The following is a 21,378-nucleotide window of genomic DNA, read 5'->3' as shown; positions in this document are numbered from 1 at the left end:
TATACATTATATAAAAAACAGGTGTCTAATGCAAGAAAAATTCAGGATTTCCTATAAAATTTAGTGTTGTTTCTTTAAAAGTTAAAGCGTTGCAGACTTCATATTTATAATAAAAAAAGCGAGCCTATTCGACTCGCTTTTTTCAATTAGTCAAGGATAGCTGAAACAGATCCTGCACCTACAGTACGACCGCCTTCGCGGATAGAGAATTTCGTACCGTCTTCAATCGCAACTGGAGAAATGAGTTCAACAGTCATTTCAACGTTATCTCCAGGCATTACCATTTCTACGCCTTCTGGAAGAGTGATAATTCCAGTTACGTCTGTAGTACGGAAATAGAATTGTGGACGGTAGTTAGAGAAGAATGGAGTATGACGTCCACCTTCTTCTTTAGAAAGAACGTAAACTTGTGCTTTGAATTTTTTGTGCGGTGTGATAGAACCAGGTTTTGCTAAAACTTGACCGCGTTCTACTTCGTCACGTGCGATACCGCGAAGTAAAGCACCGATGTTGTCTCCAGCTTCAGCTTGATCAAGAAGCTTACGGAACATTTCAACACCAGTAACAGTTGTTTTCTTAGATTCTTCAGCTAAACCAACGATTTCTACTTCGTCACCAACTTTTACAACGCCGCGTTCTACACGACCAGTTGCAACTGTACCGCGACCAGTGATAGAGAATACGTCTTCAACAGGCATCATGAAAGGTTTTTCTGTATCGCGTTCTGGAGTTGGGATGTATTCGTCAACTGCGTTCATTAATTCAATGATTTTTTCTTCCCATTCAGCATCTCCTTCAAGTGCTTTAAGCGCAGAACCTTTGATAACAGGTACATCGTCGCCAGGGAAGTCATATTCAGAAAGAAGGTCACGAACTTCCATTTCAACTAGTTCTAATAATTCTTCGTCGTCTACCATGTCGCATTTGTTTAAGAATACAACGATGTAAGGCACACCTACTTGGCGAGATAAAAGAATGTGCTCACGAGTTTGCGGCATAGGACCGTCAGCAGCAGAAACAACTAGGATAGCGCCGTCCATTTGAGCAGCACCAGTGATCATGTTTTTAACATAGTCTGCGTGTCCAGGGCAGTCAACGTGTGCATAGTGGCGGTTGTCAGTTTCGTATTCTACGTGTGCAGTTGAAATCGTGATTCCGCGTTCACGCTCTTCTGGAGCACCGTCAATTTGATCATATGCACGAGCTTCAGCTTTACCTTGTTTTGCAAGAACAGTAGTAATAGCTGCAGTCAAAGTAGTTTTACCATGGTCAACGTGGCCGATTGTACCAATGTTAACATGTGGTTTAGAGCGTTCATATTTCGCTTTAGCCATAAGTAATTTTTCCTCCTTAAAAAAATATGTTTCATTTTAAATAAATATATAGAATACTTGGAGGCGGCGCAAGTGCATCCGCATCCAAGGGCTACATAAGTATTTATACTTGAACAATGGTTGAAAATCAATTATTCGCCTTTATTTTTTTTGATAATTTCTTCTGCAATGTTTTTAGGCACCTCTTCGTAATGATCGAAGTGCATCGTAAATGTACCGCGTCCTTGTGTATTGGAACGAAGTGCGGTTGCATAACCAAACATTTCAGCAAGTGGAACCATTGCTTTTACAACTTGTGCATTTCCACGTGCTTCCATTCCTTCCACACGTCCACGGCGTGAAGTGATATCACCCATGATGTCTCCCATGTACTCTTCAGGTACAATTACTTCAACTTTCATAATTGGCTCAAGGAGTACCGGGTTACATTTTTGAGCAGCATTTTTAAGGGCAAGTGAAGCGGCAATTTTAAACGCCATCTCACTTGAGTCAACATCGTGGTAAGACCCATCAAAAAGTTTAGCTTTAATGTCAATTAACGGATAGCCTGCAAGCACACCGTTTTGCATAGCATCTTCCAAACCAGCCTGAACCGCTGGGATGTACTCGCGTGGAACGACACCACCGACAATTGCGTTTTCGAATTCAAATCCTTTTCCTTCTTCATTTGGACTGAATTCGATCCAAACGTGACCGTATTGTCCGCGTCCGCCTGATTGACGTACGAATTTACCTTCAACTTGTGCGGATGAGCGGAATGTTTCGCGATACGCAACTTGTGGCGCACCGACATTACACTCAACTTTAAATTCACGTTTCATACGGTCAACGATAATGTCAAGGTGAAGTTCGCCCATACCGGCAATAATTGTTTGGCCAGTTTCCGGATCCGTATGCGATTTGAATGTTGGGTCTTCTTCAGATAGTTTTTGCAATGCTGTTGACATTTTGTCTTGGTCTGCTTTTGATTTAGGTTCAATCGCAACTCTGATAACAGGCTCTGGAAACTCCATCGATTCTAAAATAACCGGATGGTTTTCATCACATAGAGTATCTCCAGTTGTTGTATCTTTTAAACCAACTGCAGCAGCAATATCACCTGCATATACCATTGGAATTTCTTCGCGGTGATTCGCGTGCATTTGTAGAATACGTCCAATCCGTTCACGTTTACCTTTTGTGGAATTGGATACGTATGAACCGGAACTTAATGTTCCTGAATATACGCGGAAGAAAGTTAATTTTCCTACATATGGGTCTGTCATTACTTTAAACGCCAATGCAGCAAATGGTTCATCGTCGCTTGATTTGCGAACTGTTTCTTCCTCTGTATCAGGGATGACGCCTTTTATCGGTGGCACATCGATTGGCGATGGCAAGTAATCAATTACCGCATCCAGCATTAGCTGCACGCCTTTGTTTTTAAAAGCTGAGCCGCATAAAACAGGATAAAACTCAACGTTACAAGTACCTTTACGGATAGCTGCTTTAAGCTCGTCAACGGAAATTTCCTCTCCTTCAAGGTACTTCATCATCAATTCTTCATCAAGCTCTGCAACTGCTTCAATCAATCGAGTGTGCAGCTCTTCTGCTTGTTCTTTATACTCGTCTGGAATTTCACGAGCTTCCGAACGCGTACCTAGATCATCCAGATAGTAATATGCTTTCATTTCCACAAGGTCAATGATACCTTCAAATTGATCTTCTGCTCCAATCGGGAGCTGAATAGGGTGTGCGTTAGCCTCTAAGCGATCGTGAAGTGTTTTGACAGAGTATAAAAAGTCTGCGCCGATTTTATCCATTTTGTTAACAAATACAATGCGCGGCACTCCGTATGTTGTTGCTTGGCGCCAAACTGTTTCCGTTTGCGGCTCAACACCAGACTGAGCATCAAGAACTGCAACTGCTCCGTCTAGGACTCTCAAAGAACGTTCAACTTCAACCGTGAAGTCTACGTGCCCTGGCGTATCAATAATATTGATCCGATGTCCCTTCCATTGAGCTGTTGTAGCGGCAGATGTAATGGTAATACCGCGTTCTTGTTCTTGCTCCATCCAGTCCATTTGGGAAGCTCCTTCGTGAGTCTCCCCGATTTTGTGAATGCGGCCTGTATAGAACAAAATTCTCTCAGTTGTTGTCGTCTTACCAGCATCAATGTGCGCCATAATACCGATATTGCGAGTTTTTTCTAAGGAGAACTCTCTTGGCATCGGGTAATTTCTCCTTCCTTCATGGGTATTGATAAATATTATGTTTATTACCAGCGATAATGTGCAAATGCTCTATTCGCTTCAGCCATTTTATGTGTATCTTCACGCTTTTTCACTGCCGCACCTGTGTTGTTTGCTGCGTCAATGATTTCAGCCGCAAGACGTTCTTCCATCGTTCTTTCACCACGAAGGCGGGCATAGTTTACTAACCAGCGAAGACCCAAAGTTGTGCGGCGTTCAGGACGAACCTCTACAGGTACTTGGTAGTTTGCGCCCCCTACACGGCGTGCACGAACTTCTAATACTGGCATAATATTTTTCAATGCTTGTTCAAACACTTCCATTGGATCTTTGCCAGTTCGTTCTCTCACGATATCAAATGCATTGTAAAGAATTTTTTGCGCTTTGCTTTTTTTACCGTCAATCATGATTTTATTAATCAGACGAGTTACTAATTTTGAATTGTAAATTGGATCTGGTAGTACGTCACGTTTTGGTACAGGTCCTTTACGTGGCATCACTAAATTCCTCCCTTCATTCTGTATTTATTATATTATCTTTTAGTTTTTAGGACGTTTCGTTCCATATTTGGAACGGCCTTGCTTACGGTTTTCAACTCCAGCTGTGTCAAGAGCTCCGCGTACGATATGATAGCGGACACCAGGCAAGTCTTTTACACGTCCGCCGCGGATTAGCACAACGCTGTGCTCTTGCAGGTTATGTCCGATCCCCGGAATATAAGCTGTTACTTCAATTCCGTTTGACAAGCGGACACGTGCATATTTACGAAGAGCTGAGTTTGGTTTTTTAGGTGTCATTGTTCCAACACGTGTACATACTCCTCGTTTTTGCGGCGAAGATAAATTTGTTTGTTCTTTTTTGAAGCTGTTGTATCCTTTGTTTAACGCAGGAGATTTTGATTTTACTACTTTGCGCGTGCGGCCTTTTCGCACTAATTGGTTAATTGTAGGCATATACATTTCCTCCCTTCAAACGTTTTTTCAAACCCACACATCCAGGCGGTTCATAATTTGGTAAAAACAATTGTTTTTGCAGAAATCTACAAAAACAATGTTTATTTTATAATTGCAACAGCTGCCGCTCCAACTTCTATTCCGCAAGCTTTTCCGAGCTTCTTCATAGAATCGACCTTAATTAAAGGAACTTCTTTCTCTTCAGCCAGCTGAACCACTTTGTTTGTCACTTTCGGGTCAGCATCCACTGCAATGATAACTTCCTTTACAGTGTCATTTTTCAGAGCTTTCACTGTTTGCTTTGTACCAATAATAATCTTTTCAGCCTGTGCTACTTTTTCATAAGACATATTTCATATCCTCCAAAGTGACAGGTGATATTTACACACCTTGATAATATTAACATTGGAAAAGATGGATGTCAACTGTGCATTTTACGGCATCCATCTTTTCCCCGACAATTATTCAACCGAAATCGTTTCGTCAACGGATTTTTTATTCATGACCGGTTTTATTTTTCTATAGAGCTGCATTCCTGTTCCAGCCGGAACAAGCTTACCGATAATAACATTTTCCTTCAAGCCTAACAGTTCATCCCGTTTTCCTTTAATGGCCGCATCCGTTAATACGCGTGTTGTCTCTTGGAATGATGCGGCAGACAAGAAGGACTCCGTTTCAAGCGATGCCTTTGTAATACCGAGCAATACCGGACGTCCTGTTGCAGGGCGTTTTCCTTCCAAAAGCACCTTTTTATTTGCTTCTGTAAATTGATGAACGTCAAGGAGTGTTCCCGGCAGAACATCCGTATCGCCGGAATCGATGACACGGACTTTCCGCAACATTTGCCGCACCATTACTTCAATATGTTTATCGCCGATTTCCACACCTTGCATTCTGTACACTTTTTGCACTTCACGAAGCAAATATTCTTGAACGGCTAAAATGTCTTTTACTTTCAACAATTCTTTTGGATCTATTGAACCTTCCGTAATTTCTTGGCCGCGTTCTACACGGTCCCCCACAGCTACTTTTAAGCGGGCGTTAAATGGCGCCGTGTATGTGCGTGTTTCCACTTCACCGCGGACGACAATTTCTTGCTGCTTATCTCTCACTTCATTAATTTCAGCAACTACCCCGTCAATTTCTGAAATAACCGCTTGCCCTTTTGGATTACGGGCTTCAAACAATTCTTGAACACGCGGCAAACCTTGGGTAATGTCGTCGCCGGCAACCCCACCGGTGTGGAAAGTACGCATCGTCAGCTGTGTACCCGGCTCTCCGATCGATTGAGCAGCGATAATTCCTACCGCTTCGCCTACTTCGACATCAGTGCCGGTAGCCAAGTTCCGTCCATAACATTTTTTACATACACCATGTCTTGTATTACATGTGAATGCAGAGCGAATCCAAACTTCTTCTATCCCTGCATTGACAATTTGAGCTGCTATGTCTTCGGTAATCATTTCATTTTCCCTGACAAGCACTTCGCCCGTTTCAGGATGAATAACCGATCTTCTTGCATATCGTCCGATAATCCGTTCCTCGAGTTTTTCGATAACTTCTGAACCGTCTTTCAGCGCTCTCGCTAAAATTCCTCTGTCTGTTCCGCAGTCTTCCTCACGAATAATCACATCTTGCGCAACATCTACAAGGCGGCGTGTTAAATAACCGGAGTCAGCAGTTTTTAATGCTGTATCTGCCAGACCTTTTCTGGCACCATGGGTCGAGATGAAGTATTCTAACACTGTCAAACCTTCTCTAAAACTCGATTTAATCGGAAGCTCAATAATTCGTCCAGCAGGGTTAGCCATCAGTCCGCGCATTCCCGCAAGCTGTGTGAAGTTAGATGCATTTCCGCGAGCTCCTGAATCGCTCATCATGAAAATCGGATTCCGCTTATCTAATGAATTCATCAGCTTGCTTTGAATGGTGTCTTTAGCAGCACTCCAAATAGAGATAACACGATCGTACCGCTCATCTTCAGTGATTAATCCGCGTCTGAATTGCTTCAAGACATTGTCAACTTTAGCTTGCGCCTCTTTTAAAATTGCTTCTTTTTCCGCCAACACAACAATATCAGAAACACCGATTGTAATTCCGGCTTTAGTCGAATATTTAAAGCCTAAATCTTTTAAGCGGTCAAGCATCTTCGATGTTTCAGTAATATGGAATCTCTTAAAGACTTCGGCAATAATTTTTCCTAAAATTCCTTTTTTAAATGGAGGAATGATTTCTTGGTTTTTAATGTGCTCCCGCACATCTACCTGTGCCGGATCAACAAAATATTTATCAGGCGTGCATTCTTGAATGTTCTTAGTTGATGGCTCATTAATATACGGGAACGAATTCGGCAGTATTTCGTTGAATATTAATTTTCCTACCGTTGTGATCAGAAGCTTTTTATTTTGTTCTTCTGTAAATGTTTCGTTCTTTAAGGAACCGGCATGTACTGCAATTCGTGTATGCAAATGTACATGGCCGTTTTGATAGGCAATGAGCGCCTCATCAGGATCTTTGAAAATTTTCCCTTCTCCGATCGCTCCTTCACGTTCCATTGTTAAGTAATAGTTCCCCAACACCATATCTTGTGAAGGCGTAACAACCGGTTTTCCGTCTTTCGGATTTAAAATGTTTTGAGCCGCAAGCATTAACAGCCTTGCTTCTGCTTGTGCTTCTGCCGATAACGGAACGTGAACAGCCATTTGGTCACCGTCGAAGTCAGCATTATAGGCTGTACATACCAACGGATGTAGACGAATGGCACGCCCTTCGACTAACGTCGGTTCGAACGCTTGGATTCCTAATCTGTGCAAAGTCGGTGCCCGGTTAAGCAGAACCGGATGTTCTTTAATGACTTCCTCCAACACATCCCAAACTTCAGGATGGACGCGTTCAATTTTCCGTTTGGCGCTTTTAATGTTATGTGCCAGCCCTTTTTCAACAAGCTCCTTCATGACAAAAGGCTTAAAGAGCTCAAGCGCCATTTCCTTTGGCAAACCGCATTGATACATTTTCAGATTTGGGCCGACAACGATAACGGAACGTCCAGAGTAGTCAACCCGTTTTCCTAACAGGTTTTGACGGAAGCGTCCTTGCTTTCCTTTCAGCATATGAGAGAGTGACTTCAGTGGACGATTTCCCGGTCCAGTAACTGGACGACCACGGCGTCCATTGTCAATAAGTGCGTCAACAGCCTCTTGAAGCATCCGTTTCTCATTTTGCACGATGATACTTGGCGCTCCAAGATCCAACAGTCTTTTTAAACGATTGTTTCGGTTAATAACACGGCGATACAAATCGTTCAAATCGGAAGTTGCAAAGCGTCCGCCATCCAATTGAACCATCGGCCGCAATTCAGGCGGAATGACAGGAAGTACATCCAACACCATCCATGAAGGGTCATTTCCGGAATTTCTGAATGCCTCCATCACTTCAAGGCGTTTAATCGCTCTTGTGCGCCGCTGGCCTTGAGAAGATTTAAGCTCTTCTTTTAACGCTTCTACTTCTTTATCAAGATTGATATCTTGCAATAATTTTTTAATTGCTTCCGCACCCATTGATGCTTGGAAGGCATTTCCGTATTTCTCGCGGTATGTGCGATACTCTTTTTCAGATAAAAGCTGTTTCTTTTCAAGTGGTGTGTCCCCAGGATCTGTCACGACGTAAGAGGCAAAATAAATAACTTCTTCCAATGCTCGAGGTGACATGTCAAGAACTAGTCCCATACGGCTTGGAATCCCTTTGAAATACCAAATATGAGAGACAGGGGCAGCAAGTTCGATATGCCCCATTCTCTCCCGACGCACTTTTGCTCGCGTAACCTCAACACCGCATCGATCGCATACTACGCCTTTATAGCGAACCCGTTTATATTTTCCGCAGTGGCATTCCCAATCTTTTGTCGGACCGAATATACGTTCACAAAACAAACCGTCTTTTTCAGGCTTTAAAGTACGATAGTTGATCGTTTCTGGTTTTTTCACTTCACCATATGACCATGAACGAATTTTATCAGGTGAAGCAAGACCGATGTGCATATACTCAAAATTATTTACATCCAGCAAGGGGCCTACCTCCCTTTTTATCTTCCGTAGCAAAAAATTCCTTTACTCTTTGGCAACTGCATCTTTTTCTTCTTTATCAACAATTTCCTCTTCGATTGTATCAGTCGTTAAAGAGAGGCCATCTGACTGGGTGGAATTTACCTCATCTTCCAATTCTCTCATTTCGATTTCTTGTTCATCGCTTGAGAGAATTTTAACATCCAGTCCTAAGCTTTGAAGCTCCTTAATTAATACTTTGAAAGATTCAGGAACTCCAGGTTCAGGCACATTTTCGCCTTTTACGATTGCCTCGTATGTTTTTACACGACCGACAACATCGTCTGATTTTACAGTAAGGATTTCTTGCAATGTATATGCTGCTCCATAGGCTTCTAAAGCCCAAACCTCCATTTCTCCGAACCGCTGTCCACCGAACTGTGCTTTACCGCCGAGCGGTTGCTGTGTAACAAGCGAGTATGGACCTGTGGAACGAGCATGCAGTTTATCGTCAACCATGTGCGCCAGTTTGATCATATACATGATTCCGACAGACACGCGATTATCGAAAGGTTCCCCAGTGCGGCCGTCGTAAAGGACCGTTTTCGCATCACGAGCCATCCCAGCTTCTTCAATTGTTGACCATACATCTTCTTCTGTCGCACCATCGAATACCGGAGTTGCAACATGAATGCCCAGCTTCTTAGCCGCCATTCCTAGGTGCAATTCCAATACTTGCCCGATGTTCATCCGGGAAGGTACTCCTAATGGATTTAACATGATGTCAACTGGTGTTCCATCCGGCAAAAACGGCATGTCCTCCTCAGGGAGAATTCGGGAAATAACCCCTTTGTTTCCATGGCGGCCTGCCATTTTATCCCCTTCAGAGATTTTACGCTTCTGTACAATGTATACACGCACCAGCTGGTTGACACCTGGAGGCAGTTCATCTCCGTCTTCACGGTTAAACACTTTTACATCAAGAACAATACCTCCGCCCCCATGCGGAACACGAAGTGATGTATCACGAACCTCACGTGCTTTTTCTCCAAAAATAGCGTGCAATAATCGTTCTTCAGCAGTCAGTTCTGTAACTCCTTTTGGCGTTACTTTCCCAACAAGCAAGTCGCCGTCTTTAACTTCTGCTCCAATTCGGACAATGCCTCGTTCATCCAAGTTGCGAAGAGCGTCTTCTCCGACATTTGGAATATCACGAGTGATTTCTTCCGGACCCAATTTTGTATCACGGGATTCAGACTCATATTCTTCAATATGGATGGAAGTATAGACGTCTTCTTTTACAAGACGCTCGCTCATGATGATGGCATCTTCATAGTTATATCCATCCCATGTCATAAAGGCGACAAGTACATTTCGGCCTAAAGCAAGCTCTCCCTTTTCCATGGAAGGACCGTCAGCTAAAATTTCGCCTTTCTCGACTTCGTCTCCAACAGATACAATTGGGCGCTGATTGTAGCACATTCCTTGGTTGGAACGGACGAATTTCAACAATTTGTACTCGTCGAGATCACCTTTAACCTTTTGGCCGTCCACTTCTTCATAACGGCGAACTAAAATTCTGTTGGCTTCAACTCGTTCGACAACGCCTGCGTGCTTGCAGATGACAGCTGCTCCAGAGTCTCTAGCCGATACATACTCCATTCCGGTACCAACAATAGGCGCTTCTGGTTGAAGCAAAGGAACAGCTTGGCGCTGCATGTTCGCACCCATTAATGCACGGTTGGAGTCATCGTTTTCCAAGAACGGGATACAAGCTGTTGCTGCTGATACAACTTGCTTAGGCGAAACGTCCATGTAGTCGACACGGTCTTTTTTCACCACTATGTTTTCCCCGCGGAAACGGGCAACAATATTATCTTCTAAAAACGTTCCATCCTCCGCTACTGGCACGTTAGCCTGAGCAACAACATAGTTATCTTCTTCGTCAGCTGTCAAATAGTCAATTCGGTCTGTTACCTTCCCTGTTTCAGGGTCAACTCTTCTATACGGCGTTTCAATAAAACCGAAACGGTTTACTTTTGCATATGTTGATAATGAGTTAATCAATCCGATATTGGGACCTTCAGGCGTTTCAATTGGACACATGCGTCCATAATGGGAATAATGGACGTCGCGAACTTCAAAGCCTGCTCGTTCACGTGTGAGTCCGCCAGGTCCCAATGCAGATAAACGGCGCTTATGCGTCAGTTCTGCAAGAGGATTTGTTTGATCCATGAATTGGGACAATTGGGAGCTGCCAAAAAATTCTTTAATGGCTGCAATTACTGGACGGATGTTGATTAATTGCTGCGGAGTAATCGTATTGGCATCCTGAATGGACATTCTTTCCCTCACAACACGCTCCATCCGTGAAAGTCCGATTCGGAACTGGTTTTGCAAAAGCTCCCCTACCGAACGAAGACGGCGGTTTCCTAGATGGTCAATATCATCTGTATTTCCTACTCCATATAGCAAATTAAAGAAGTAGCTGATGGACGCAATAATGTCTGCTGGCGTAATGTTTTTTACACTTTCATCAATGTTTGCGTTGCCAACAACGTTGAGAATTTTTTCTCCATCCGGATCGTTTGGAGCATAAATTTTAATAGATTGGTACGTGATGTCTTCATCAACTACTCCACCATCAGGAGTAAATTTTTTAAAACCTATTCCTTTTTCAAGGTAAGGCAAAATTTTATCCAGCGTTCTTCTATCAATAATAGTTCCTTTTTCAGCAATGATTTCTCCAGTTTCAGGGTCGACTAGAGTTTCTGCTAATCGTTGATTAAAGAGTCGGTTTTTAATATGAAGTTTCTTGTTAATTTTATATCTGCCGACACTTGCTAAATCATATCTTTTTGGATCAAAGAAACGGGAGATCAATAAGCTTTTTGCGTTTTCAACTGTTGGCGGTTCACCAGGACGCAGGCGTTCGTAAATTTCAAGAAGCGCCTTTTCTGGGCTTTCGGTATTGTCTTTATCCAACGTATTTCTTAAATATTCATTTTCTCCGAACACATCGATGATTTCTTGATCAGAGCCAAACCCAAGGGCACGTAAAAGAACCGTAACTGGTAATTTGCGAGTGCGATCAATGCGGACATATATAACATCTTTTGCATCTGTTTCGTACTCTAACCAAGCGCCACGGTTTGGAATGACGGTAGCTGTAAAGCCCTTCTTACCGTTTTTATCAATTTTGTCGCTGTAGTAAACACTAGGTGAACGGACTAATTGGGAAACAATTACTCGTTCTGCGCCATTGATCACAAATGTGCCGGTTTCCGTCATAAGCGGAAAATCGCCCATAAATACATCTTGATCTTTCACTTCGCCTGTTTCTTTATTAATTAGGCGCACTTTTACCCGCAGCGGGGCAGAATAAGTAACATCGCGTTCTTTTGCTTCTTCAACGGAGTATTTCGGTTCACCTAAGCTGTAGTCAATAAACTCAAGCGAGAGGTTACCAGTGAAATCTTCGATAGGAGATATGTCTTGAAACATTTCACGAAGACCCTCATCAAGAAACCACTGATACGAAGAGGTTTGGATTTCAATAAGATTAGGTAATTCCAACACTTCTTTAATACGCGCATAACTTCTGCGTTGGCGGTGTCGTCCGTACTGAACTAGTTGACTTGTCAACTGAGTCACCCCTCAAATCAGCATAATAATATCTTGTAAATAGCATTCCATGTTTTATATAATAAAATAAATACTATTACAAGTAAAAAGAAAAAGGATTTTCTTTATGAAAAAAGAAAACCACTGCGCAGAAATAGTTGATTTTATTATTTTTCCCTTAATGGATTGGTTCTATACATCCAAGAAAAAATTTAGCTACAAATGGAAATTAATATATTGGCATTTTATAATGTTAACATATCCTGGATTGCAGGTCAATCTTTTTTTGCTTTAAAAATATAATACCCTTTTTTTCTCTCTGCCACTTCTACCGAACGAAACAGAGTCTCCAGCTTTTGTTTAGCGGAAGGAGCCCCCTGCTTTTTTTGGATAACGATCCAAAGCTCTCCATGGTCTTTTAAATGATCAAAGCTTTTTTCAAATATATGATGGACGACTTGTTTTCCAGCCCGAATGGGAGGGTTTGCTAAAATAGCAGCATACCATTTCCCTTCCAGCTTTTCAAACAAATTGCTTTGAAACACACGGACATTTTGAATGTTGTTTATTCGAGCATTCAGTTCTGCAAGTTCGATTGCCCTTTCATTTATATCGATCATATCAATCATTCTATCGGGTTCCGATTTTGCAATTGACAATCCGATCGGTCCGTATCCGCAGCCTACATCCAAAATATCTCCTGGAATTTCGGGAGCAGCGAAAGTTTCAATTAATAGCTGCGTTCCAAAATCAACCTCCCGTTTTGAAAAAACTCCGCGGTCGGTCATGAACGCAAATGGATGATTTCTCAACGTGCACTCAATTTTTCTCCTATTGCTTTCCACTTCCGGTTTTTCCGAAAAATAATGTTCGCTCATTTTCTGCACCCCTTTTTTAGGAGTATTTTCTACGGGCAGAAATTCATACATAAAAGAAAAGCCCGCCAATGAATCAGCGAGCTTTTCTATTTATTTAACAGCTTTTACTTAACTTCAACTTCTGCTCCAACTTCTTCAAGTTTTGCTTTAAGTTCTTCAGCTTCTTCTTTAGATACGCCTTCTTTTAATGGTTTTGGAGTGTTGTCAACTAATTCTTTTGCTTCTTTTAAGCCAAGGCCAGTGATTTCACGAACAACTTTGATAACTTTAATTTTTTGTGCACCTGCATTAGCAAGAATAACATCGAATTCAGTTTTTTCTGCAGCAGCTTCACCGCCGCCAGCGCCACCAACCACAGCAACAGGAGCAGCAGCAGTTACGCCAAATTCTTCTTCGATTGCTTTTACTAAGTCGTTAAGTTCAAGAACAGTCATTTCTTTTATCGCTTCAATAATTTGTTCTTTTGTCATTTGTTTTTCCTCCTTATGTTTTAAATTGCTAATAGTTTAATACGAAAATTTGCTTTAAGCGCCTTGCTCTTCTTTTTGATCTGCAACTGCTTTTGTTGCAAGTGCAAAGTTGCGAATAGGAGCTTGCAGTACAGAAAGCAACATAGAAAGCAAGCCTTCGCGAGATGGAAGGTCAGCAATCGCTTTAATTTCATCAACTGTTGCAACATTGCCTTCGATGACGCCAGCTTTAATCTCAAGCGCTTCATGCTCTTTTGCAAAATCATTCAAAATTTTAGCAGGCGCCACGACATCTTCAGTGCTAAATGCGATAGCGTTTGGACCAGTCAGCACTTCTTCTAATCCAGAAATTTCTGCTTGTTCAACAGCACGGCGAGTTAACGTATTTTTGTAAACCTTGAACTCTATATTTGCTTCACGAAGTCTTTTGCGCAATTCCGTTACTTCCGCTACATTAAGACCGCGGTAATCTACGATAACAGTAGAGACGCTTTCACGGAATTTGGCTGCAATTTCTTCAACGATCTGTTTCTTCTTTTCAATTGCGCTGCTCATTTGTTTACACCTCCTGCAAATTGAAAATGAACACTTATACCGCCGGTGAAATGAAATACCTCCATGCCCGCAGACATGGAGGTATCGTACAAATAAGCAAACGTTCCGCTTAATCTATATCATACACCTCGGTAGGATATTAAGCCTTTCGGCACCTACTGTCTACGGTATAAATGAATTCTATTTAATTACACAACATTTTTATTTTACTAAAATACACCCTGCTTGTCAAACCGGTTTATTATTTCACGACAAAGCTGGAAGGATCTACTTTAATTCCAGGGCCCATTGTAGACGTTACAGAAACGTTTTTCATGTAAGTGCCTTTTGCCGCTGCCGGTTTTGCTTTTAATAGCGCATCGTAGATTGTTGTAAAGTTTTCAACTAATTTTTCACTGTCAAAAGAAGTTTTTCCGATTGGAACATGAACGTTCCCAGCTTTATCTACACGGTATTCAACTTTACCAGCTTTAATTTCTTTGACAGCTTTTTCAACTTCAAATGTTACCGTTCCTGTTTTAGGGTTCGGCATTAAACCTTTAGGACCTAAAATACGTCCAAGTTTACCGACTTCACCCATCATATCAGGGGTAGCCACAACAACATCGAAGTCAAACCAGCCTTGTTGAATTTTATTGATGTAGTCGCTGTCGCCAACATAATCCGCACCAGCAGCTTCCGCTTCTTTTGCTTTTTCCCCTTTAGCGAACACTAATACACGTTGTGTTTTACCTGTACCGTTCGGCAGCACAACAGCCCCGCGGATTTGCTGATCGTTTTTACGAGGATCAACGCCAAGGCGGAATGCAACTTCAACTGTCGCATCAAAGTTTGCGATATTCGTTTTCTTTACTAATTCAATTGCTTCTTTTACGTCATAAGCTTTTGAACGATCAACAAGCTTTGCAGCTTCTAAATATTTTTTACCTCTTTTTGCCATATCATTTTCCTCCTTATGTGGTTTTAGCGGAATAACCTCCCACGAATAAAGGTTGCGAACTTGAATAAACAAACTCGCAACCTACTACACCAATGCATATTGATTAGTCTTCGATCACAATGCCCATGCTTCGGGCTGTGCCTTCAACCATACGCATTGCTGCTTCAACGCTAGCTGCATTTAAGTCAGGCATTTTCGTTTCGGCAATTTCGCGAACTTTATCGCGTTTAATTGTTGCCACTTTATTACGATTTGGTTCACCAGAACCTGATTCAATTCCAGCTGCTTTTTTCAAAAGAACGGCAGCAGGCGGAGTTTTCGTAATAAATGTAAATGAACGGTCTTCAAATACCGTAATTTCAACAGGAATAATTAAGCCAGCTTGATCAGCCGTGCGAGCGTTGAACTCTTTACAGAATCCCATGATATTAACCCCAGCTTGACCGAGAGCAGGTCCTACTGGCGGCGCAGGATTAGCTTTACCTGCAGGAATCTGCAATTTCACGATTTTAATCACTTTTTTAGCCACGAGACACACCTCCTTAAGTCCGTGATGTGGTAATAGGGTAAAACCCTCCCACTCATGCAACATCCTTCTTTATATGAATGAGAGAAAGATTAATGCATCATTCAGTCTCTTTCAGAGACATATCGACTTAAGAAATATTACCATTTTTAATTAATGATTTCAAGTTTGTTTTTCTACATTTTACAATTTGGAAACTTGGGAAAAATCTAGTTCAACTGGTGTTTCACGCCCAAACATATTGACGAGAACTTTGACTTTTTTTCTATCTGTATCGATTTCTTCGATAACGCCCGTGAAATTAGCAAACGGGCCGTCATTTACTTTTACCGTTTCTTTTAATTCAAAATCAACTTCCACACGAGCCTCTTCTATTCCCATGCGTTTGAAAATTGCCTGTACTTCTTCCGGCAAAAGCGGAGTTGGTTTAGATCCAGACCCTGCAGAGCCGACGAATCCGGTAACTCCGGGAGTGTTGCGAACCACATACCATGAATCATCCGTCATGATGAGCTCTACTAAAACATACCCAGGGAAAACCTTTTTTTTCGTCACTTTTTTCTTTCCGCTTTTCATATCCATTTCTTCTTCTTCAGGGACGATCACACGAAAAATTTTGTCCTGCATGCCCATTGACTCTACGCGTTTTTCTAAATTCGCTTTTACTTTATTTTCATAGCCGGAATATGTATGCACAACATACCAGTTCTTTTCCATATCAGAGGACCTTGTCCTTCCCTCCCCATTTCATTTTTAGGCAATGAAAAAACCCGTTTACCGGGTTTACTGACGGACTTATGAATAATATCTATTATATCATGGATAAAAGGCTTTTATTCAAGAATAAGCCTTAATAACTCAGAAATTCCTAAGTCGACAATAGCAAAAAATATAGCAAAAAAGGCTACCGTTGTAATGACCGTAATCGTATAGCGAACCAATTCCTTTCTTTTCGGCCAGCTGACCTTTTTCATTTCTTTTACGACATCTCGAAAAAATCCAGTCAAGCGCTGCATTTGTTTACCTCCAGAAATCCAAGAATCGTGCAATTTACTTTGTTTCCCGATGAGTGGTATGAGCTTGGCACGTTTTACAAAACTTTTTGATTTCCAACCGTTCTTCGGTCGCCTTTTTCATCGTTGAATAATTTCGGCTGCCGCATTGAGAACAAGCTAGAACTATTTTTTTTCTCATATTACACCTACCGATACTTACTCTATTAAACAGTAACATAATGGCAATTTTTATGTCAATGAGTTATGAAGTAAATTCCCTCAGCTCTAAGTATCTTTCTAGCTTTCTTTTCACCCGCTGCAAGGCATTGTCAATAGATTTTACATGCCTGTTTAATTCTTCTGAAATTTCTAAATAGGAACGACCTTCCAAATAAAGGGACAACACTTTCCGTTCAAGATCAGATAATATTTCCCCCATTTTCAATTCTATATCATCAAACTTTTCCTGGTTAATGATGAGTTCTTCTGGATCCATTACTTTTGCTCCAGATATTACATCCATCAGTGTGCGATCTGACTCTTCATCATAAATGGGTTTATCCAATGAAACATACGAGTTTAGAGGAATATGTTTTTGACGGGTAGCAGTTTTAATGGCAGTAATCATTTGGCGGGTAATGCACAACTCGGCAAATGCCTTAAAGGAGGTAAGCTTGTCCTCTTTAAAGTCACGAATCGCTTTATATAATCCAATCATCCCCTCTTGAATTATATCCTCACGATCCGCCCCGATGAGAAAGTAGGATCTTGCCTTGGCCCGCACAAAGTTCCGGTATTTTGTGATCAAGAAATCCAATGCAGCGCTGTCGCCTTTGTGGACGAGCTCTACAATTTGTTCATCTTCAAGCTTCTGCAATTTTTTTATTTTTTCCCCCTTGTTGTCTTGAACACTCATGCAAATCACCCCGACCGCGCATACAATTATTAGAAATATTATACTGCAAGATTTCCATAAACGTCAACTTATGTCAAAATTACGATAAATCTCCTCTTCTCCATTTTTCGAACCTTTCGGCAACTTCATAAGAAAGGCGAATTTTCGAAGCGGGGCGCTCGCCCTGAATTTGCTGAATTTTTTTTCGAATGCTTTCTTCAATAGACACCACTTCGTTATATAGCTCGCGCGCCGATTTTCTCAAAGCTCCCTGGGAAAAAATCGTCCATTGTTCTATATAGTCGGATGTTGCTACATAAATTTTCGTCTTAATATTTTTTAATGTTTTGGCCAGCTTTTCAATCCGTTCATCAGCGGTTTCATTTTCTCTCGTGAAAATTATTTCCACGCGATTATCCAAATATTTTTTTTCAATTCCTTTCACTAAATGAGCATCAAAAACGACAATCACCTTCATCCCCGTGTATGCTTGATATTCGGCCATCTTGTTGATCAGGATCTTCCTTGCATCCTCCAAATTGTTTTCATCTTTTAATTTTTGCAGATCAGGCCAAGCACCAATAATGTTGTATCCATCGACTAATAAAATATCCATTGGCTACTCTCCTGATGGCCGCCGTTTACGAAAAACTTCATACATTAATAGACTGGCAGCAACGGAGGCGTTCAAAGAAGTAACATGACCAACCATCGGGATTTTCACAAGGAAGTCGCACTTTTCTTTTACTAAGCGGCTGATTCCTTTCCCTTCACTGCCGATTACTAATGCAACGGGCAGTTTCCCGTCAATTGTCCGATAATCGTCTTCCCCTTTTGCATCAGTGCCGTAAATCCATATACCTCTGTTTTTCAGCTCGTCAATCGTGCGTGCCAAGTTTGTCACACGGACTACGGGAACATATTCAATTGCTCCCGTTGACGTTTTTGCCACTACATTGGTTAAACCGACCGCCCGGTTCTTTGGAATAATAATGCCGTGTACTCCAGCAGCATCAGCTGTTCTCATAATCGAGCCGAGATTTGCCGGATTTTCAATTTCATCTAGAATCAGAAAAAAGGGCGCTTCCCCGCGTTCGTCAGACAATTTGAACAAATCTTCAAAATCCGTATACTTATATGCAGCAACTTGCGCAATGACTCCTTGGTGGCTGCCCGAAACGATCTGATCGAGCTTTTTCTTTGGAACGAATTGAACTGCTACCCCTTTATTTTTCGCCAGCATTATAATTTGCTGCGCTTGTTTAGTATATGAATTTTCCGCAATAAACACTTTGTTAATATCCCTGTTCGATTTCAATGCTTCGATAACCGAATTCTTCCCGTATATATATTCATCCGCCACGTTCAACTCCCCCTTTCTCGTATGTTGCAGCGATTGCAGCATCTATGACGTTGTTTAGCCGATCTTGATCACCTGTTAAAAAAAGATAGCCGATTAAAGATTCGAAAGCCGTGCTGTATCGGTATGTTTGTACATCGGTATTTTTCGGCACCGTGTTTGATTTGGCATTTCGCCCTCTTTTCATTATTTCCAGCTCTTCTTCATTGAAAAAGCCGTTGTCAGTTAATGTTTTTAAAATCGCTGCCTGCGCTTTGGCCGAAACAAACGACTTCGCCAATTTATGAAGCTGGCCCGGTTTGACAGTTCCTTTTGATAACAGATGATGCCTGACAAATACTTCATATACAGCATCGCCCATATATGCTAAAACAAGACCATTAAGCTGCCGTGCTTCTTTTATTTTTTCAAGCTCAATCATATTTATCCTCTTTTCCATCTTGTTCCTTGAGGCGTATCTTCCAATATAATGTTCATTTCCTTGAGCTGATCTCGAATTTTGTCGGCTAAAGCAAAATTTCTTTCTTTTCTAGCTTGATTTCGCTCGTTTATCAGCCTTTCAATGTCTTCGTCCAGCAGCTCTTGAACATCAAATGTCAAACCTAATACATCGCCAAATTCATTAAATAGCTGCAAAAATGCCTTAATTACTTTTTCGGAGGTGTTTTTTCTTTCCAAATAATAGTTTGCATTTTTCACTAAATCGAAAATGACAGATATAGCATTCGCCGTATTGAAATCGTCGTCCATTTCATGAATAAATTCCTTCTTTAGCCGGCTGATTTCTTCCAGCCATTTTTCATCATCATCAGTGAGATTCGCACTACTTTCCAGCCGATGCTTTAAATTGATATATGAGGTGCGGATTCTTTCCAATCCGTTTTTTGTACTATCCAAAAGTTCTTTCGAATAATTGATAGGATGTCGGTAGTGTACAGACAGCATAAAAAATCGAAATACTTGTGGGTCATACTGCTTTAAAACGTCTTGAACAAGAATAAAATTTCCGAGTGATTTAGACATCTTCTCATTGTTGATATTAATATAACCGTTATGCATCCAATATTTCGCAAAAGGTTTGCCGGTAAGCGCTTCGGATTGTGCGATCTCATTTTCATGATGCGGAAAAGTTAAATCTTGGCCGCCTGCATGAATATCAATTGTATCCCCTAAATATTTTCTTGCCATTGCGGAGCATTCAATATGCCAGCCAGGACGTCCTTTTCCCCAAGGGCTATCCCATGAAATTTCCCCTTCTTTTGCTGCTTTCCAAAGTGCAAAATCAAGCGGATCTCTCTTTTTTTCGCCAATTTGTATTCTGGCACCGGCATGAAGCTCATCTATTGATTGATGCGAAAGCTTTCCGTATTCCTTAAAATACCGTGTTTTATAATACACATCTCCGTCGACTTCATAGGCATAATTTTTGTCAATGAGAGCTTGGATGAATTCAATGATTGTCTCCATATTTTCCGTTACACGAGGATGAACATCCGCTCTTTTGCATCCCAGTGCATCAATATTAGAAAAATAGGCCTTAATAAATCGTTCTGCAATTTCCGGAACCGTTTCGCCCAAATCATTTGCAGCTTTAATCAATTTATCATCCACATCGGTAAAATTCGACACATATTTCACATCGTACCCTCTGTACTCCAAATATCGACGAACTGTATCATATACAATGGCTGGTCTAGCATTTCCGATGTGAATATAGTTGTAAACGGTAGGACCGCAAACATACATCTTTACCTTGTTGTCCTCTAAAGGAATAAATTCTTCCTTTTTCCTGGATAATGTATTATAAATTTTGATACTCATTGAACGCCCTCCTTTTTTTTCAGATTATCTAATTCTGCCTTTAATTTTCCTATTTCTTTTTCAAGCTCTTTTAATTTATCTGAAATAGGATCCGGCAAATCTCTATGATTTAAATCTTTTCTCACCCTTTTCCCGTTTTGCACAACAACTCTCCCCGGAATGCCTACAACAGTCGAATTATCCGGAACATCGCGCAAAACGACAGAACCTGCGCCAATTTTCGAGTTTTCTCCAATCGTAATAGATCCTAATACCTTCGCGCCAGCTGCAATGAGAACATTATTTTTGATGGTAGGATGCCGTTTCCCCTTTTCTTTACCTGTTCCGCCTAATGTAACTCCTTGATATACAGTAACATTATCGCCAATTTCACAAGTCTCGCCAATAACGACACCCATGCCATGATCGATGAAAAAACGACGACCGATTTTGGCACCAGGGTGGATTTCAATTCCCGTGAAAAAGCGGCTTATTTGCGAAATGACCCTGGCGATAAAGTATAATTTCCGTTTGTAAAACGCATGCGCCAACCGATGAGCCCATATGGCGTGAAGGCCTGAATAAGTTAAGATCACTTCTAAATAAGATCTCGCAGCAGGGTCTTGGTCAAAAACGACTTCCACATCTTCTTTTAATATTTTCCACATATTTTTCTCCCTCCCATAAAAAGTAATCATAATACCCTACTGAAAAAGAAATGCGCCTCTGTATAGATACAGAGACGCAAATAAGCGCGGTTCCACTCTGTTTAGGGAA

Annotated in this window: 21 protein-coding genes and 2 other annotated features (1 of these 23 cut by a window edge); all 21 genes read right to left on the bottom strand. The window is 41.3% G+C overall.

The genetic code is table 11. From position 1 onward, the window contains the following. Positions 1-146 precede the first annotated feature (146 nt). A complete protein-coding gene (tuf, locus tag RI196_RS00750; protein WP_063387156.1) occupies positions 147-1,334 on the bottom strand; it encodes an elongation factor Tu in 1,188 nt (395 codons plus the stop codon). 131 nt (positions 1,335-1,465) lie between these two features. After that, positions 1,466-3,544, bottom strand: a complete 2,079-nt coding sequence (gene fusA, locus RI196_RS00745) for an elongation factor G (protein ID WP_063387155.1) — start codon at positions 3,542-3,544, stop codon at positions 1,466-1,468. A 47-nt stretch (positions 3,545-3,591) separates the two neighbouring features. Then, complete coding sequence (gene rpsG, locus RI196_RS00740; protein ID WP_063387154.1) at positions 3,592-4,062, bottom strand: 30S ribosomal protein S7; 471 nt, start codon at positions 4,060-4,062, stop codon at positions 3,592-3,594. 42 nt (positions 4,063-4,104) lie between these two features. Further along, a complete protein-coding gene (gene rpsL, locus RI196_RS00735; protein WP_063387153.1) occupies positions 4,105-4,518 on the bottom strand; it encodes a 30S ribosomal protein S12 in 414 nt (137 codons plus the stop codon). A gap of 101 nt (positions 4,519-4,619) precedes the next feature. Then, positions 4,620-4,868, bottom strand: coding sequence for a 50S ribosomal protein L7ae-like protein (locus tag RI196_RS00730; RefSeq protein ID WP_063387152.1), 249 nt, complete (start codon positions 4,866-4,868; stop codon positions 4,620-4,622). A gap of 111 nt (positions 4,869-4,979) precedes the next feature. Next, a complete protein-coding gene (gene rpoC, locus RI196_RS00725; RefSeq protein ID WP_117017138.1) occupies positions 4,980-8,582 on the bottom strand; it encodes a DNA-directed RNA polymerase subunit beta' in 3,603 nt (1,200 codons plus the stop codon). A gap of 42 nt (positions 8,583-8,624) precedes the next feature. Continuing rightward, positions 8,625-12,203 carry a DNA-directed RNA polymerase subunit beta gene (rpoB, locus tag RI196_RS00720; protein ID WP_063387150.1) on the bottom strand — a complete coding sequence of 1,193 codons (3,579 nt, stop codon included), beginning with the start codon at positions 12,201-12,203 and terminating at the stop codon, positions 8,625-8,627. Between the two features lie 254 nt (positions 12,204-12,457). Beyond that, positions 12,458-13,060 (bottom strand): class I SAM-dependent methyltransferase, encoded by a 603-nt coding sequence (locus RI196_RS00715; protein WP_311066739.1) that lies wholly within the window; start codon positions 13,058-13,060, stop codon positions 12,458-12,460. A 104-nt stretch (positions 13,061-13,164) separates the two neighbouring features. Continuing rightward, positions 13,165-13,530, bottom strand: coding sequence for a 50S ribosomal protein L7/L12 (rplL, locus tag RI196_RS00710; RefSeq protein ID WP_063387148.1), 366 nt, complete (start codon positions 13,528-13,530; stop codon positions 13,165-13,167). Positions 13,531-13,584: 54 nt separating this feature from the next. Beyond that, positions 13,585-14,085 (bottom strand): 50S ribosomal protein L10, encoded by a 501-nt coding sequence (rplJ, locus tag RI196_RS00705; RefSeq protein ID WP_063387147.1) that lies wholly within the window; start codon positions 14,083-14,085, stop codon positions 13,585-13,587. Positions 14,086-14,128: 43 nt separating this feature from the next. After that, positions 14,129-14,271, bottom strand: a sequence feature (ribosomal protein L10 leader region). A gap of 55 nt (positions 14,272-14,326) precedes the next feature. Next, positions 14,327-15,025, bottom strand: coding sequence for a 50S ribosomal protein L1 (gene rplA / locus RI196_RS00700; protein WP_063387146.1), 699 nt, complete (start codon positions 15,023-15,025; stop codon positions 14,327-14,329). 103 nt (positions 15,026-15,128) lie between these two features. After that, entirely contained in the window at positions 15,129-15,554 is a 426-nt protein-coding gene (rplK, locus tag RI196_RS00695; protein ID WP_063387145.1) for a 50S ribosomal protein L11, read from the bottom strand. A gap of 180 nt (positions 15,555-15,734) precedes the next feature. Continuing rightward, positions 15,735-16,268 (bottom strand): transcription termination/antitermination protein NusG, encoded by a 534-nt coding sequence (nusG, locus tag RI196_RS00690; RefSeq protein ID WP_063387144.1) that lies wholly within the window; start codon positions 16,266-16,268, stop codon positions 15,735-15,737. A gap of 116 nt (positions 16,269-16,384) precedes the next feature. Next, on the bottom strand, positions 16,385-16,567 hold the full coding sequence (gene secE / locus RI196_RS00685) for a preprotein translocase subunit SecE (RefSeq protein WP_063387143.1): 183 nt from the start codon (positions 16,565-16,567) through the stop codon (positions 16,385-16,387). A 34-nt stretch (positions 16,568-16,601) separates the two neighbouring features. After that, on the bottom strand, positions 16,602-16,745 hold the full coding sequence (gene rpmG / locus RI196_RS00680) for a 50S ribosomal protein L33 (protein WP_082829425.1): 144 nt from the start codon (positions 16,743-16,745) through the stop codon (positions 16,602-16,604). A gap of 63 nt (positions 16,746-16,808) precedes the next feature. After that, on the bottom strand, positions 16,809-17,462 hold the full coding sequence (gene sigH / locus RI196_RS00675; RefSeq protein WP_063387142.1) for an RNA polymerase sporulation sigma factor SigH: 654 nt from the start codon (positions 17,460-17,462) through the stop codon (positions 16,809-16,811). A 79-nt stretch (positions 17,463-17,541) separates the two neighbouring features. Then, positions 17,542-18,057, bottom strand: coding sequence for an NYN domain-containing protein (locus RI196_RS00670; RefSeq protein WP_063387141.1), 516 nt, complete (start codon positions 18,055-18,057; stop codon positions 17,542-17,544). A 3-nt stretch (positions 18,058-18,060) separates the two neighbouring features. After that, entirely contained in the window at positions 18,061-18,846 is a 786-nt protein-coding gene (gene rlmB / locus RI196_RS00665) for a 23S rRNA (guanosine(2251)-2'-O)-methyltransferase RlmB (protein ID WP_063387140.1), read from the bottom strand. After that, positions 18,794-19,222, bottom strand: a complete 429-nt coding sequence (locus RI196_RS00660; protein ID WP_066247904.1) for a Mini-ribonuclease 3 — start codon at positions 19,220-19,222, stop codon at positions 18,794-18,796. The genes rlmB and RI196_RS00660 overlap by 53 nt, the downstream gene beginning before the upstream one ends. A 2-nt stretch (positions 19,223-19,224) precedes the next feature. Beyond that, on the bottom strand, positions 19,225-20,622 hold the full coding sequence (cysS, locus tag RI196_RS00655; protein WP_311066738.1) for a cysteine--tRNA ligase: 1,398 nt from the start codon (positions 20,620-20,622) through the stop codon (positions 19,225-19,227). Continuing rightward, positions 20,619-21,299 carry a serine O-acetyltransferase gene (cysE, locus tag RI196_RS00650; protein WP_311066737.1) on the bottom strand — a complete coding sequence of 227 codons (681 nt, stop codon included), beginning with the start codon at positions 21,297-21,299 and terminating at the stop codon, positions 20,619-20,621. Before cysE ends, cysS begins: the two co-directional genes overlap by 4 nt. A 37-nt stretch (positions 21,300-21,336) precedes the next feature. Continuing rightward, positions 21,337-21,378, bottom strand: a binding site (T-box leader) (it continues 192 nt past the right edge of the window).

The sequence above is a fragment of the Aeribacillus composti genome (genome assembly GCF_031760945.1).
GTDB lineage: Bacteria > Bacillota > Bacilli > Bacillales > Aeribacillaceae > Aeribacillus > Aeribacillus composti.
Note: the sequence above shows the minus strand (reverse complement) of the source record. Positions and strands in the feature narration are given on the sequence as shown.